We start from the raw sequence: 14555 nt of genomic DNA, 5'->3' as shown, positions 1-14555 counted from the left end.
GACGGTCTGACGCGGTAGCGTGTCGACCCGACGCCCGGGTGCCGGGGGCCGCGCACGAGTCGCAGCCTGTGTGTGTCGATTACTTCACACCGGCCGTGATTTTGCGTAGGTTCCTTACCACCCGGGGGGATCGCGAGTGGACGGGAGATCTCCGATGGCATGCACCCGCGCCCGACGACCGCAGGCCGCAGCGGCGGCCGCCGCTCTGGCCCTCCTCGCCACCGCCTGCGGCGGGTCCGGCGGCGGATCCGGTGGCGGCGAGACCCTCGACGTGTGGATCATGGAGGGCACCCATCCCGACGCCACCGCCTACTTCGACAGGGTGGCCGCGGATTTCCGCGAGCAGACCGGCGCGCGCGTGAACGTGGAGTTCGTGCCCTGGGCCGACGCCCACGACAAGTTCACCACCGCCATCGCGGGCAACACCCTGCCCGACGTCGCCGAGGTCGGCACCACCTGGACCCCGGAGTTCGCCGGAGCGGGCGCGCTGATGGACGTCTCCGGGCGCGTCGGCTCCACCGACGCCTACGTGCCGGGCCTGGCCGAGGCGGGCACCGTCGACGGCGCCCTCTACGGCGTGCCCTGGTATGCGGGTGTGCGTTCGGTGATTTACAGGACCGACGTCTTCGAGGACCTCGGCATCGAGCAGCCCACCACCTGGAAGGAGCTGCGCGAGGCCGCCCTCACCGTCTCCGAGGAGCGCGACGGCATGACCGCCTTCCCGGTGCCCGGCGACGCCGTCTACCAGACCCTTCCCTTCGTGTGGGGCAGCGGCGCCGACCTCGCGACCCGTTCCGACGGGAGCTGGACCTCCGGACTCGACTCGCCCGAGGCCCGCAAAGGGATCTCCTTCTACACCGGCCTGGCCACCGAGGACGGGCTCTCCAGCGCCGGAGCCGCCACCTGGATGGAGACCGACCTCCAGGACAACTTCATCGCCGGCGACGTCGCCATGATGATCGGCGGCAGCTGGACGCCGGCCGCGATGCTGGAGGCCGATCCCAGCCTGGAGGGCAAGATCGGCGCCTTCCCGATCCCCGGACCCGACGGCGGCTACAGCCCGTCCTTCCTGGGCGGATCGCACCTCACGATCTCCAACACGGCCGAGGCCCCGGACCTGGCCTGGTCCTACATCGAGCTGCTCACCGACGACGAGAACGCCCGCCGGTGGGCGGAGGCCACCACCTACTTCCCCGGCAAGGAGAAGCAGCTGGAGCCCTACACCTCCTCCGACGACCCGCTCGTGCGGCCCTTCGCCGAGCAGATGAGCGAGGCCGGTCGCGGCCTGCCCGCCACCGAGAACTTCGGCAAGGTGCAGGGCGACAAGGTGTTGGAGGCAATGCTCCAGGACATCCTCAACGACGAGGCCACGGTGGAGGAGGCCACCTCGCGCGCCGCCGGGGAGATCGAGCAGATCCTGAACAAGGACTCCTGAGCCGGTGGCCGACTCGCTCTCGACCCGGCAGGCCGAGGACCCCGGCGCCCCGGTCGGCGCGCCCGCGGCCAGGGGCACGGGTGCGCCTACCGGGGGCGGGCGCCCCCGGCTGAGCGCGCGCACCCGCCGCCGCGCCCTGCCCTGGACGCTGCTCGCGCCCGGTCTTGCCGTCATCGGGATCCTGCTGCTGTACCCGATCGGGCGCGTGGTGTGGCTGTCGGTGCAGGACTACGGCCTCGACAACGTCGTGTCCGGGCGCAGCGACTTCATCGGCCTGGACAATTACGCCCGCCTGCTCGGCGACCGCTACCTGTGGACCGTGGCGCTGCCCAACACCGCCGTGTTCGCGGTCGTGGCCGTCGCCGGCACCGTCGCCTTCGGCACCCTGGTGGCGCTGCTGCTGAACACGCTCAGCAGGTTCGCGCGCACCGCGGTCCTCAGCTGCATCATGGTCGCCTGGGCCATGCCCGCTGTCTCGGGGACCTACGTGTGGGTCTGGATCTTCGATGTCGACGACGGGCTGGTGCGCCGCGTGCTCCAGACCGCGGGCGTCGTCGGTCCCGAGGGCTACAACTGGTTCGCCGAGCGGTCGGCCTTCTACGCCATCGCCGCGCTCAACGTCATCCACCACGGCTTCCCGTTCGTCGCGGTGACCGTGCTCGCCGGACTGATGACCATCCCGCGCGAGCTGCACGAGGCCGCGCTGCTGGACGGCGCGGGCGCCTGGCAGCGGTTCCGCAACGTCACCGTGCCCACGATCCGGCCGGTGTTCGCCGTGGTCACCATCCTCTCCACCATCTGGGACTTCAAAGTGTTCGCGCAGGTCTATCTGATGCCCGGCGGCTCGGGCGGCAACCGCGACGTGCTCAACCTGGGCGTGTGGTCCTACGTGCGCTCCTTCGCCAACCAGTCCTACGGGCTCGGCTCGGCCATCGCCGTGCTGCTCACCCTGATGCTGCTCTCGATCACCGTCGTCTACCTGCGCACCCTCTTCCGCGACGAGGAGCTGCGGTGATGCCCGCCGGGCCCCGGGCGCGCGGGCACGTGCGCACCCTCGCGCGCGTCCTGGCGGTGGCGGGCGTGCTGGCCTTCACCCTGTTCCCCGCCTACTTCATGCTCGTCAGCGCGCTGTCGGCGCGCCCGGCCTCGGGCACCGAGGCACTGCTGCCCGCGGCGGTCACGCTGGAGAACTTCCGCTTCGTCCTGGTCGAGGCGGGCTTTCTGCGCTACCTGGGCAACTCGCTGGCGGTCGCCGCCCTGACCGTGGTCGGCAGCAGCCTGCTGGCGCTGCTCGCCGCCGTGGCGGTCGCCCGCTTCCGCTTCCGGATGCGCACCACCGTGCTGGTGCTGGTGCTGACCGTGCAGATGGTGCCGCTGGAGGCGCTGGTCATCCCGCTGTTCCTGCAGGTGCGGGACCTGCGGATGCTCAACTCGCTGATCGGGTTGTCGATCGTCTACATCGCCCTGGCGCTGCCGTTCGCGGTGTGGATGCTGCGCGGGTTCGCCGCCGCCGTCCCGGCCGAGGTGGAAGAGGCCGCCTACATCGACGGCTGCTCGTGGGGCCGGATGTTCTGGTCGGTACTGTTCCCGCTGGTGGCGCCCGGACTGGTGGCCACCGCGATCTTCTCCTTCATCACCGCCTGGAACGAGTTCATCCTCGCCCTGACGTTCATGAACCAGTCGGAGAAGTACACCGTGGCCGTGGGCCTGCGCCAGTTCTTCGGCCAGTACACCACCGACTGGGGGCAGGTCATGGCCGCCTCGACCGTCATCACCCTGCCGGTAATGGCGTTCTTCCTGCTCGTGCAGCGCGGCCTCGTCTCGGGACTCACCCAGGGCGCGGTGAAGCAGTGAGCGCCGCCGGCGATCCGGTCCTGCGCCGCATGGCCCACACCGTCCTGATGCCCGGGTTCGCGGGCACCGCGGCGCCGTCGTGGCTCGCGCGCGCCGTCGACGAAGGCGTGGGAGCCGTCCTCTACTTCGCGCACAATCTCGCCGACGACCCCGCACGGCTCTCCGCCGAACTGCGCAGCCTCCGCCCCGACCTGCTGACCGCCTCCGACGAGGAGGGCGGGCGCGTGAGCCGGCTGCACGCCGCGGGGACCTCGTCCAACCCCTGCCCCCACCCCGGCCACGGCGAGCTGGGCCGCGGCTCGCCCGACCGGACCCGCCGGGCCGCCGCCGCGATGGGACGTGAGCTGGCCGCGGCCGGGATCGGCGCGGCGCTGGCACCGGTCGCCGACCTCGCCTCCGACCCCCGCAACACGGTGATCGGCGACCGGTCGTTCGGCGCCGACCCCAAGCCGGTCGCGGCCCACACCGCTGCGTTCGTCGAAGGGCTGCACGCCGCGGGGGTCGCCGCCGCGGCCAAGCACTTCCCCGGCCACGGCGACACCGCCACCGACTCCCACCTGGGCCTGCCGGTGGTGACGGCCGACGCCGCCACCCTGCGCAGCCGCGAACTGGTCCCCTTCTCCGCGGCCGTGGCGGCCGGGACGGACATGGTGATGACCGGCCACCTCGCGGTGCCCGCGCTGGACACCGCGCCGGCCAGCGTCTCCGCCCGCTGCTACGAACTGCTGCGGGAGGGGCTGGGCTTCGAGGGCGTGGCGGTGACCGACGCGCTCGACATGCGCGGCCTGTCGGCACACACCGGCGCGGCCGACCGCATCCAGGGGGTTGCGCTCGGCGCCGCGGCCGCGCTCGCAGCGGGCGCCGACCTGCTGTGCCTGGGCAACCCGGCGCAGGACGCCGGGATCGCCGCGGGGGCGGTCGAGACCGGCACGGCCGCGCACGTCGCCGACGAGGCGCTGTTCACCGCGGCCCGCGACGCGGTCCTGGCCGCCCTCGACCGGCAGAGCCTGCCCGCCGGGCGGCTCGCTGAGGCCGCGGGGCGGGTCGAGCGGCTGCTCGCGCAGCGCACACCCCCGCCTTGACCGCCCGGCCCGTGTTCGCAAGGGTGGCGGCTGATGACAACAGCACTGCGCCGCGCGAAGGGTCGAGATGGACACCGAGTCAGACGCCGAGTCGACGGACCACCCCATCGAACCTGAGGCCCCCTGGCCCAGAAGCCCTACCACCGTGCAGATCCGCTGCAACGCCTGCATGCAGCTGCGCTACTTCGCCGACCGCCATGCCGACCACCTGGGTGAGTACAGCCCCGGTCCGCACTGCAAGTCCTGCGGAAAACCGGTCGAGTTCCGCTGCGTGGCCTGCGGCGCCCAGTGGCGGCCGCTGTGAGCGGGCACCCGCGGGGTCGGCCCGGCGCAGCGGGGGAGCGGCGCCCTTCCTCCGCTCCCACCGCACGCGCGCAGCCTCCGGAGGCGGGACTCAGCGCAGTTCGCGCTTGAGGATCTTTCCGGTCGCGGTCATCGGCAGCGAGTCGCGGAACTCCACCAGCCGCGGGTACTTATAGGCGGCCAGCCGCTCCTTGGACCACTCCACGAGCTGCGCCTCGGTCAGCGCCGAGCCCTCCTCGCGGATCACGAACGCCTTGATCTCCTCGCCGTGGCTCTCGTGTCCGACGCCCACCACCGCGGCCAGGCTGACCTCGGGGTGGGTCATCAGCTCCTCTTCCAGCTCGCGCGGGTAGACGTTGTAGCCGCCGCGGATGATCATGTCTTTGGAGCGGTCGACGATGAAGAAGAAGCCCTCGTCGTCGCGGCGCGCGATGTCGCCGGTGCGGAACCAGCCGTCCTTGAACACCTGCGCGTCGGCGTCGGGGCGGTTGTGGTACCCCTTCATCACGCAGTGCCCGCGCACCGCGATCTCGCCCGGCCCTTCGCCTTCGACGTCCTCGAACACGCTATCGACCAGCTTCATCTCCACACCCCAGATCGGGCGGCCGATCGAGCCCGTCTTCGCCTTGACCTTGGGGTTGTTGAAGGAGACCACCGGCGAGGTCTCCGAGAGTCCGTAGCCCTCCAGGATCTCCACGCCGAAGCGGTCCTTCATGTTGCGCGCGACCTCGCCCGGCAGTGCACTGCCTCCGGAGACCGCGGTATTGAGGTTGGCGGCGACCGCGGCCATGTCGTGCTCGCCCTTGGCGCCGAGCAGGCCCCAGTACATGGTGGGCACGCCCGCGAACACGGTCACCCGCTCGCGCTCCATCAGCGACAGCGCCTCGTCCGGGTCGAAGCGGGCCTGCAGCACCAGGGTGGCGTGCCGGTACAGGCCGCAGTTCATCATCGTCGTCTGTCCGAAGATGTGGAACAGCGGCAGCACCGTCAGGTAGACGTCGTGCTCGGACTTGTCGAACAGCGCGTCGGAGGCGACGGCGTTGAACAACAGGTTCATGTGGCTCAGCTGGGCGCCCTTGGGACGGCCGGTGGTGCCGCTGGTGTAGATGACGACGGCGGTCTCGTCGGCGTCGGTCTGCACCGCGGAGAAGGTTCCGCTGGTGCCGGCCAGCGCGGCCCAGATGGTCTCGGCGCCCTCGATCTGGGACTCGACCGCGCCGGGCGCGGTCGGCAGGTCGATGTAGACCTCGCAGGAGGGGGCATCGCCGAACGCGGCGAACGCCCGCTCGCCGAGGGGGAGCTCGGGGGTGCCCGTGAAGGCGAACAGCGCCTTGGCGCCCGAGTCCTCCAGATGGAAGGCGATCTCGCGGGAGGTCAGAAGCACGTTGAGCGGAACCACCACCGCCCCGGCCTTGAGCGCGCCGAAGTACACGAACGGGAAGTAGGGCGTGTTGGGGCTCGCCAGGGCCACCCGGTCGCCGCGCCCGATGCCGCGCGCTGTGAGCATCTCGGCCACCTGGTTGGCGATCATGTTGGTGGTGGCGTAGTCGATCCGCAGGTCACCGAACACCAGGCAGTCGCGTTCGGGGGTCGTTCGGGCGCCGTCTTCGAGTAGTGCGGCGAGGTTGAGCATCGCGCCTCCTGCAGTGCTAGGTGGTTTCGGTCACCTTTCTACCGCAGAGTAACTTGGTTCCGGATGGGAGGGGCGGGCGCGGGTCCGTGTGTCCGCCCGCCCCAGAGGCCGCTGGGCAAGCGGGCGGCCGCGCGGCTGGAGCCCGCACATCGCCGTCGGTCGTGTGGCCGCCGCAATTGGAAAACGCATTCCTTTGCGATGGCCACAAGAGCGGCGAGGTTCGGCCGCTGTGGACCGTCACTCCGCCTCGCGCGTCAGCGTCACGCTCGCGGGCTGGGCCTCCGACGCACTGATGCCGATCTCGGAGACGCGCCAGGACGCGCCGGCGGCTTCCAGGTGCTCGCCCAGGGTCAGCGTGTGCTCGCGGGCCTCGCCGTTCTCGGGGCGGGCGGAGATGACCACGGTCGGCTCCGAGCCGTCGCGGTAGCCCGTCAGCCGCAGCTCGACCGGCCCGGTCTTCGCGGAGCCCTCGACCGAGGCGGAGGCGCCTTCCATCAGCTGGACCCGGTCGTTGTCGGCGCCCAGAACCGGCGCGGAGCTGCTCGGCTCCGGCTCCGGCTCGCCCTGGGCGCAGGCCGCGGCGCCTGTCAGCAGGCCGATTACCGCCATGGCGGCGATCAGCGTCCGGCGGGCGCGGCGGGGGGAGGCGGACACGGTCATCGTCGGAGGATCTCCACAGGCTAGGGGGTGTGACCGGCATGGGGCGGGTGCACCGGCAGTGCGGGGCGGCGGAGGGCGGCCGGTCGCTGTGCAGGCGCGGCCGCGGGGAGGGCGGAAGCGGGGAGGCCGCCCGGGTGCCATTCTCCCATCACCGGGGTGAGCCGAAGGCCCGAAGCCGTTCCCGCGGCCGCTGAGGAGCACGAGCGCGCGGCGGCGGAGTGCCGACGGGCCGCCCGCGCCCGCGAGCGTGGGCGGCACTCCGGCCGACAAGCCCTCCGAGGGCAGCACCCGCCGGGGCTCGCGCGGCTCCCGCCGCAGGCAGCCCTACCGCCCGGCGGCTCGGCGCCGGTCCGCCGAGCCGCGCACGCGAAGGGAGGCGGGGGCACCGGCGCGGGGCCCGGTCCTGTCCGGCCGTCCGGATGAGGCAGACTTGGCCCGATCCCGCTGCAAGGCGACTTCGGAGGTGCCCAGTGCCTGAGACCGCCCCCTGCTGTGCCGGCGGCCAGTGGCGGCAGATGCGCGACTTCTTCCAGGAGGCCTGGACCGAAGACCTCGGCAGGGACGAGGCGCTCGAGGCGGCCGGATTCGAGTCCGCACCCTGGACGGTGATCGGCGACGGAGGCCTCGCCGCGCCGCTGACCCTGCGCGTCTTCGCCTTCGCCGGCGACGCCGCCGACAAGCCGGGCTACCTCGTCGAGATCGAGGGCAACGGTGACGCCGCCAACCGCCACGTGTACGCGTGGGGAGTGCCCGACCTGATGGCGATCCTGTCGCGGTGGGCCCCGCTATGCAGCCCGCCGCCGTCACCGATGCGGTAGCGAAGCCGACCGGGCGCGGTTCCCGGCAAGCGCGCAGGAGTCGCCCTTCGCGGCGGCGCGAAAGCTGCCGAGCCGACCTGGTCGGGCAAGCTCCGCGGCGGCGGGAGCGCCCGCCGACGGGCATCCCTCGGCCGTCGAGCATGTCCCGGCTGCGCACCGGCCCTGCTCGCCCGCACGGGGGCGCGGGTCCGGGTACGTCGCTGTGCGTCAACCCACGGCACCCGGGCGCGCTAACCTGTGGTGCACAGAGATTCGCCCTGACGACGACACGGCCCGACCCGCGGCGTGCTCGGACAGGATGAGCCGGAGGACTCTCCGCAGAGAGACGCCCCCACTGACCGGTAGAGGACGATCCAGCGATGACAGCGGTAGACGGAGACCAGGTGGCGAGCGACTCCTACGACGCCCGCGCACTCCAGGACAAGTGGCAGGCGCGATGGGCCGAGGAGAACCCCTTCACGGCCGGTGAGGACCCGGCCGACGACCGTCCGCGCTCCTATGTCCTCGACATGTTCCCCTACCCCTCCGGCGACCTCCACATGGGCCACGCCGAGGCCTTCGCCATCGGCGACGTGGTCGCGCGCTACCGCTTCCAGCTCGGCGAGAACGTCCTGCACCCCATCGGCTGGGACTCCTTCGGCCTACCCGCCGAGAACGCCGCCATCAAGAACGGCACCCACCCGGCCGAGTGGACCTACGCCAACATCGAGACCCAGGCGGAATCCTTCAAGCGCTACGGGGTCGCCCTGGACTGGACGCGCCGGCTGCACACCAGCGACCCCGAGTACTACCGGTGGAACCAGTGGCTGTTCCTGCGCTTCTTCGAGCGCGGCCTGGCCTACCGCAACGAGGGCCTGGTCAACTGGTGCCCCAAGGACCAGACCGTGCTCGCCAACGAGCAGGTCGTGCAAGGCCGCTGCGAGCGGTGCGGCACCGAGGTCGTGCGCCGCAGCCTGAACCAGTGGTACTTCCGCATCACCTCCTACGCCGACCGCCTGCTCCAGGACATGGAGCAGCTCGAAGGCAAATGGCCCGAGCGCGTGCTGCTGATGCAGCGCAACTGGATCGGACGCTCCACCGGCGCAGATGTGGAGTTCCGGATCGAGGGCCGCGACGAGCCCGTCACCGTCTTCACCACCCGGCCCGACACCCTCTACGGCGCCACCTTCTTCGTCGTGGCCGCCGACGCCGAGCTGGCCGACGAGCTGTGCACCGCTGAGCACCGGGCCGACTTCGAGGCCTACCGCGACCAGGTCTCGCGTCTGACCGACATCGAGCGCCAGTCGACCGAACGCGAGAAGACCGGCGTCTTCCTGGGCCGCTACGCCGTCAACCCGGTCAACGGCGAGCGCATCCCGGTCTGGGCCGCCGACTACGTCCTGGCCGACTACGGCCACGGCGCCATCATGGCCGTGCCCGCCCACGACCAGCGCGACCTCGACTTCGCGCTCAAGTTCGGCCTGCCGGTGCGCGAGGTCGTCGAGACCGGCGAGGGTGACCCCGCCGAGACCGGGGCCGCCACCGCGGGCGAAGGCCGGCTGATGAACTCCGGCCCTCTGGACGGGATGTCCAAGGGCGAGGCGATCGAGCGCATCATCGGGATCCTCGGCGAGCGACGCACCGGCTCCGCCGCGGTCAACTACCGGCTGCGCGACTGGCTGCTGTCGCGGCAGCGGTTCTGGGGCACGCCCATCCCGATCGTGCACTGCCCCGCCTGCGGCGAGGTCCCCGTGCCCGACGACGAGCTTCCGGTGCGGCTGCCCGACGACCTCAAGGGCGCCGACCTGGCACCCAAGGGCGTCTCGCCGCTGGCCGCCGCCCCCGACTGGGTCGAGACCGCGTGCCCCTCCTGCGGCGGTGCCGCCCAGCGCGACACCGACACGATGGACACCTTCGTCGACTCGTCGTGGTACTACCTGCGCTACTGCTCCCCGCACGCCGAGGACGCACCGTTCGACGTGGACAAGGTCGCCGAGTGGGGGCCGATCGACCAGTACGTCGGCGGTGTGGAGCACGCCATCCTGCACCTGCTCTACAGCCGCTTCTTCACCAAGGTCCTCTACGACATGGGCATGGTGTCCTTCACCGAGCCCTTCCGCCGCCTGCTCAACCAGGGCCAGGTCATCAACCAGGGCAAGGCCATGTCCAAGTCCCTGGGCAACGGCGTCGACCTGGGCGAGGAGATCGAGAAGTACGGCGTGGACGCCGTGCGGCTGACCGTGATCTTCTCCGGCCCGCCCGAGGACGACATCGACTGGGCCGACGTCTCCCCGGCCGCCTCGCTGAAGTTCCTGAACCGCGCCTTCAAGGTGATGGCCGAGGCCGGAGCCGCCTCCGTGCCCGGCACCGACCCCGCCCAGGGCGACGTCGCGCTGCGCAAGGCCACTCACCAGGCGCTGGACAGGATCACCTCGGCCGTCGAAGCGCACCGGTTCAACGTCGCCGTCGCGCGGCTGATGGAGCTGGTCACCGCGGCCCGCAAGGCGATCGACTCCGGCCCCGGCGCCAAGGACCCCGCCGTGCGGGAGGCCGCCGAGGTCGTCGCGACCACACTGTCGCTGTTCGCGCCCTACGCCGCCGAAGAGGGCTGGGAGCGGCTGGGCCACGCCGGGTCGGTCGCCATCGGCAACTGGCGCACCCCGGTGCCCGAACTGCTGACCCAGGAGTCGGTCACGTGTGTCGTGCAGGTCTCCAGCAAGGTCCGTGACAAGCTGGAAGTCGCTCCCGACATCGCCCCCGAGGACCTGGAGCGCCTCGCGCTCGCCTCGGAGAAGGTGCAGGGATTCATCGGCGGCAAGGAGGTCCGCAGGGTCGTGGTCAAGGCACCCAAGCTCGTCAACGTCGTAGTGGCCTGACCGATGGCGGGTATCGGGCGCGCCCCGGACCAGCGGGCCCGCGGCGAGCGGCACGGCCCTGCGCGGTGGCTGTGGATCGCCGCGGGGGCCGGAGCGGTCCTGGTCGTGGCCGTCGCGGTCACCGCAGGTCTGCTGGTGGGGCGCGGCGAGCCGGCCGAACAGGCCGACGAGGCCGACACCTACGCCTCCGCGCCGGCCTGCTCCGCGGTGCCCCAGGAGGCGGTGGCCGAGCTGGTGCCCGGCGGCGAGCTGGAGACCAGCCGACAGGGCCCCATGGCCGACGCGGACACCTCCACCTGCGTGTGGACGTCCGTGGGGGCCGACGACGCCCCGCCGCGCTCGCTCCATCTGGACTTCACGGCCCACTTCACCGACAAGGCCGGCGAGGTGAGCGGTGCCCGCGCCGCCGGCCGGCGGCTGGAGCAGCTGGCGCCCATCGGCGGCCTGGAGGGCGCCGATCCGGTCGCCGAGCTGGGCGAGGGCGCGCTGGTCTGGCCGGGCACGCCCGAGGCCTCCGCCGCCGAGGTCGTCTTCCGCCGCGACAACATGCTCGTCCAGGTCTTCTACGGCGGCGACTCCGGCGACGGCGGCATGGACTACGAGGCCGCCCGCGACGGCGCCGTGACCGCCGCCGAGCGGGTGGCCGCCTCGCTCTGACGTCCGCCGGGGGCCGCCGGGGGCGCGGGCGATCGTCCGTGCCGCTTGGTGTGCGCCGCCGGCTGCCGCCGGGGTGCGGGGCCGCGTGCGGGCGGGGGAGTCCGCCCGGTTCGGGTAGTAGCGTGACTGGGCGCCGCAGCGTCGCCGGGTGCGCCGCGCGCGCCGAGCTCCGTGGACGGCACTACAGGGAGGCACGCATGGCCCAGCCACCTTCGGGCGGTCCCGGGTACCGGCCGGGCCGGGAGCCCGGACCGCCGGAACGCCGCGGCCCTCCCGCGCAGCCCGGCCCCGGCGTACCGTTCAGCGCCGCCGCCCGACCCGAGCCCATCTCCTCCGCACCGGGGCAGAGCCGCGGATGCGCCACCGCGGTCGTGGCCTCGCTGGCGGTCGTCGTCCTGGGGCTTGCCGCCGCCGGCGTGTGGGCGATCGTCTCGCTCACCTCGGCGCCGGGCGGCGAGTACGAGTCCGCGCCCGACTGCTCGGCCGTTCCGGGCGGCGTCCTCGACGGCCTGGTGCCCGCGCGCGACACCGAGCTCAGCCGCAGGATCGACGACTTCGACCCGGAACGCCGCGAGGGCTACGAGTGCCGCTGGGAGACACCCCAGACCGCCTCCGAGGTGCCCGCCGCCGCGCGTGTGGTGATCGTCCGCTACGCCGACAGCACCGGCAGGCCGGGGACCGAGGCCGCGTCCACGGCGCTGGAGGCCGCCGCTCGCGGCAAGACGGCCCCGCACAAGCTGACCGGGCTCGGGGACGAGGCCAAGGGCTGGAGCGAGACGGTGCAGGGCTTCGACTGGGGCTGCACCGCCGTGCGGCTGTCGAACCTGTACACCATGGCCTGCCACACCGCCGCGGTCGACTACCAGGCCAGTGAGTCGATCCCCGCCGAGGTGGCGCTGTCCAACGCCGAGACCCTGGCCCGCTCCGTAGCCTCCGAGATCGAGAAGGGCGACTACTGATGCGGGAACCGCGCCTGCGCGGCCGCGGCCGCGCAGGCGCCCCGCCGGGGGCAGGCCGTGGCAGCCGCCGTCAGATCCCGATCTCGGACTCTAGGAAGCCGCGCAGGGCCGGAGCCACATCGGGGGAGAAGCGGCGCCGGGAATCGAGCGCCTCCGCCCCGGGCGCGTCGCTGTACCTCCGGAACACGTGGTCGGCGTCGGGGATGTCGGCCCGCTCGCCGTCGGGCAGCCCGGTCATCAGGCGGTCGACGTCGCTGCGCGCGATCTGGGAGTCGGCGGTGCCCCACAGCACCAGCGTCCCGGTTCCGGCGGGCAGGTCGCGCGCCAGACGGGCGGGGTCCAGGGCGTCGATGCGGCGCAGGAAGCGCTGGTAGCGCGGATCGAAGAGGCCGCCGTAGCCGTGTGGGACGTCCGCCTCCTCCAGTTCGTCGCCGTCGCGGATCGCGGCGACGGCGGAGCGCATGTCGGAGAGGGTCTGGTCTGCCGCCGAGTAGTCCATGGAGCCGGCGGCCTCGGCCCGGCGAACCTGCTCGGTGATCTGCCGGTCGAGGGTGTCGAGATAGCGCCGGCCCGGCGGTGCGGCCAGGACGAGCGCCCGGGGCGGGTGCTGCTCGACGATCTCGTGGGCGCGCAGTGCGAACAGCGCCCCCTCGCTGTGGCCCAGGACGATGAGCCGCGAGGGGTCGACCTCGGGCCGCGACGCCAGGTGGGAGTAGGCGTCGGCGACTTCCTGGGCGAAGACGCCGAAGCCGACGGTGGCGTCGTCGTCGCGCGAGGCCATGCCGGTCTCGCCGCTGCCGAGCTTGTCGTAGCGCAGGGATGCGACGCCCATGTCGGCCAGCAGGCGGGCGAAGTTCTTGTTGGTGCCGGCGTCGGGTCGCCCCGGGTTGTCGCCGTCGCGGTCGGTGGGGCCGCTGCCCGAGACGATCAGCGCGGCGGGCAGGTCCTCGCCGCCGCCGGGCGGCAGGGCGAATGTGCCGTGCAGTGTGTCGGGGCCGCTGCGGAAGGTGACGTCGCTCTGCCGCGGACGGGCGCCGGGCGGCTCGACGGTTCCGGAGTCGTCCGTTCCGGGGCTGCAACCGGTGGCCAGAAAGGCTGCCAGGAGCGCGGAGACGGCGGCGGCGCGCAGGGGGGAGCGGACGGGCATGGTCCTACCGTAGTGCCGCGTCCGCGAATGCGGGGTGCGGCGGGGATCGGCGGCCCGCGGTGCGGACGCTCCGCCGCCGTGGGGGCCGTCTTCGGGGCCGCGGGGGCCGAGGCGGGGAGGATTCGGCCTTTGGTCCCTGGCGCGGTGCGGTCTTCGCGGCGTACTGCGCGCTGACGGTGGCGGCTCGGACGCCGGTACCGGGGGTTTCGGCGGGGGATCGCGGATAACCGTTGGGTTCCGAAAAGGCGACGGGTCCGTGATCTACAGCGAAGATCACGGACCCGTACCAAAGCGAGGCGAACTCGTTATTCCGCCGCTGCGGCGTCTCACACGCGCCGGAGCACGGCCACCACCTTGCCCAGGATGGTGGCGTCGTCGCCGAGGATGGGCTCGTACTCGTCGTTGCGGGGCATCAGCCACACGTGGTCGGAGTCGCGCTTGAACGCCTTGACCGTGGCCTCGTCGTCGAGCATCGCCGCGACGATGTCGCCGTTGTTGGCCTCGGGCTGCTGGCGGACGACGACCAGGTCACCGTCGGTGATGGCCGCATCGACCATCGAGTCGCCGACGACGGTGAGCATGAACAGCCGACCCTCGCCCACGAGCTGCTTGGGCAGTGTGAGGACGTCCTCGATGGCCTCCTCGGCGAGGATCGGGCCGCCCGCCGCGATGCGCCCGACCACCGGCACCGCGGTCGCGCGGGACTCGTCGGCCGCGGGGGTCTCCTCCAGTTGGTCCCAAGAGCGCACCGGCGGTTGGCCCGGAATGCGGATTTCGACCGCTCGTGGGCGGTTCTGGTCGCGGTGGAGGTAGCCCTTGCGTTGCAAGACCTTCAGTTGGTGCGCCACACTGGACGGGCTCGATAGCCCCACCGCGTCGCCGATCTCCCGGATGGACGGTGGATATCCGCGCTGCCGCACATAGCGGTGGATGCAGTTCAGCACGCTCTGCTGGCGTGCGGTGAGCTGCGGCGCCCCCTCGGCGCTGTCAGCGGAGTCCTGAGGATCGGCGGGTGGAGCGGCAGTGGACCGGAGCGCGGTGACGGACCCCCCGCCCGCGTGAGGTTCCTGGGTTCCGTGGTTCTCCTCCGGCACGGCCGGCCTCCTCGGCGGTCGGTTGTTCTGGTTGCGGCTATCGGCGGGCGTCAGGCGG

13 protein-coding genes are annotated in these 14555 nt (G+C 72.5%); 9 read left to right on the top strand and 4 right to left on the bottom strand.

Annotated elements, in window-relative coordinates:
• Positions 1-154: 154 nt before the first annotated feature.
• The 5 genes from RM446_RS21610 to RM446_RS21590 all read left to right on the top strand — a co-directional run bounded on the left by RM446_RS21610 (position 155) and on the right by RM446_RS21590 (position 4675).
• On the top strand, positions 155-1435 hold the full coding sequence (locus RM446_RS21610; RefSeq protein ID WP_311547229.1) for a sugar ABC transporter substrate-binding protein: 1281 nt from the start codon (positions 155-157) through the stop codon (positions 1433-1435).
• A 4-nt stretch (positions 1436-1439) separates the two neighbouring features.
• The gene (locus RM446_RS21605) at positions 1440-2450 is read left to right on the top strand and encodes a carbohydrate ABC transporter permease (protein ID WP_398695654.1); all 1011 of its coding nucleotides are present in this window, start codon (positions 1440-1442) and stop codon (positions 2448-2450) included.
• Positions 2450-3289, top strand: a complete 840-nt coding sequence (locus tag RM446_RS21600; RefSeq protein WP_311547228.1) for a carbohydrate ABC transporter permease — start codon at positions 2450-2452, stop codon at positions 3287-3289. Before RM446_RS21605 ends, RM446_RS21600 begins: the two co-directional genes overlap by 1 nt.
• A complete protein-coding gene (locus RM446_RS21595) occupies positions 3286-4371 on the top strand; it encodes a glycoside hydrolase family 3 N-terminal domain-containing protein (protein WP_311547227.1) in 1086 nt (361 codons plus the stop codon). Before RM446_RS21600 ends, RM446_RS21595 begins: the two co-directional genes overlap by 4 nt.
• A gap of 67 nt (positions 4372-4438) precedes the next feature.
• Entirely contained in the window at positions 4439-4675 is a 237-nt protein-coding gene (locus tag RM446_RS21590; RefSeq protein WP_311547226.1) for a hypothetical protein, read from the top strand.
• A 90-nt stretch (positions 4676-4765) separates the two neighbouring features.
• Here the strand turns inward: RM446_RS21590 and RM446_RS21585 are convergent, their stop codons facing one another.
• Together RM446_RS21585 and RM446_RS21580 are read right to left on the bottom strand one after the other, a co-directional pair.
• Positions 4766-6307, bottom strand: coding sequence for a long-chain-fatty-acid--CoA ligase (locus tag RM446_RS21585; protein ID WP_311547225.1), 1542 nt, complete (start codon positions 6305-6307; stop codon positions 4766-4768).
• Positions 6308-6544: 237 nt separating this feature from the next.
• Positions 6545-6967, bottom strand: coding sequence for a DUF6406 domain-containing protein (locus RM446_RS21580; RefSeq protein ID WP_311547224.1), 423 nt, complete (start codon positions 6965-6967; stop codon positions 6545-6547).
• 470 nt (positions 6968-7437) lie between these two features.
• Between RM446_RS21580 and RM446_RS21575 the strand changes: the two genes are divergently transcribed.
• From RM446_RS21575 to RM446_RS21560, 4 genes are all read left to right on the top strand, one after another.
• Positions 7438-7785, top strand: coding sequence for a hypothetical protein (locus tag RM446_RS21575; protein ID WP_311547223.1), 348 nt, complete (start codon positions 7438-7440; stop codon positions 7783-7785).
• A 359-nt stretch (positions 7786-8144) separates the two neighbouring features.
• A complete protein-coding gene (gene leuS, locus RM446_RS21570) occupies positions 8145-10640 on the top strand; it encodes a leucine--tRNA ligase (protein WP_311547222.1) in 2496 nt (831 codons plus the stop codon).
• A gap of 3 nt (positions 10641-10643) precedes the next feature.
• Complete coding sequence (locus tag RM446_RS21565; RefSeq protein WP_311547221.1) at positions 10644-11297, top strand: hypothetical protein; 654 nt, start codon at positions 10644-10646, stop codon at positions 11295-11297.
• 197 nt (positions 11298-11494) lie between these two features.
• Positions 11495-12256: a hypothetical protein gene (locus RM446_RS21560; protein ID WP_311547220.1), complete on the top strand. Its 762-nt coding sequence runs from the start codon at positions 11495-11497 to the stop codon at positions 12254-12256.
• Positions 12257-12326: 70 nt separating this feature from the next.
• On the opposite strand, the gene RM446_RS21555 is transcribed toward RM446_RS21560, so the two are convergent.
• Entirely contained in the window at positions 12327-13403 is a 1077-nt protein-coding gene (locus tag RM446_RS21555) for an alpha/beta hydrolase family protein (RefSeq protein WP_311547219.1), read from the bottom strand.
• Between the two features lie 326 nt (positions 13404-13729).
• Positions 13730-14347, bottom strand: coding sequence for a transcriptional repressor LexA (lexA, locus tag RM446_RS21550; RefSeq protein WP_398695663.1), 618 nt, complete (start codon positions 14345-14347; stop codon positions 13730-13732).
• Between the last annotated feature and the right edge of the window lie 208 nt (positions 14348-14555).

The organism is Streptomonospora wellingtoniae (assembly GCF_031845375.1).
GTDB classification, from domain to species: domain Bacteria; phylum Actinomycetota; class Actinomycetes; order Streptosporangiales; family Streptosporangiaceae; genus Streptomonospora; species Streptomonospora wellingtoniae.
This window is presented reverse-complemented; position numbering and strand designations above follow the sequence as displayed.

Excerpts from the sequence above, each read along its gene's own strand:
- RM446_RS21590 (WP_311547226.1), top strand. The coding sequence starts at position 4,439 with ATGGACACCGAGTCAGACGCCGAGTCGACGGACCACCCCATCGAACCT.
- RM446_RS21560 (WP_311547220.1), top strand. The coding sequence starts at position 11,495 with ATGGCCCAGCCACCTTCGGGCGGTCCCGGGTACCGGCCGGGCCGGGAG.
- RM446_RS21565 (WP_311547221.1), top strand. The coding sequence starts at position 10,644 with ATGGCGGGTATCGGGCGCGCCCCGGACCAGCGGGCCCGCGGCGAGCGG.
- leuS (WP_311547222.1), top strand. The coding sequence starts at position 8,145 with ATGACAGCGGTAGACGGAGACCAGGTGGCGAGCGACTCCTACGACGCC.
- RM446_RS21580 (WP_311547224.1), bottom strand. The coding sequence starts at position 6,967 with ATGACCGTGTCCGCCTCCCCCCGCCGCGCCCGCCGGACGCTGATCGCC.
- RM446_RS21610 (WP_311547229.1), top strand. The coding sequence starts at position 155 with ATGGCATGCACCCGCGCCCGACGACCGCAGGCCGCAGCGGCGGCCGCC.
- RM446_RS21585 (WP_311547225.1), bottom strand. The coding sequence starts at position 6,307 with ATGCTCAACCTCGCCGCACTACTCGAAGACGGCGCCCGAACGACCCCC.
- RM446_RS21600 (WP_311547228.1), top strand. The coding sequence starts at position 2,450 with ATGCCCGCCGGGCCCCGGGCGCGCGGGCACGTGCGCACCCTCGCGCGC.
- RM446_RS21555 (WP_311547219.1), bottom strand. The coding sequence starts at position 13,403 with ATGCCCGTCCGCTCCCCCCTGCGCGCCGCCGCCGTCTCCGCGCTCCTG.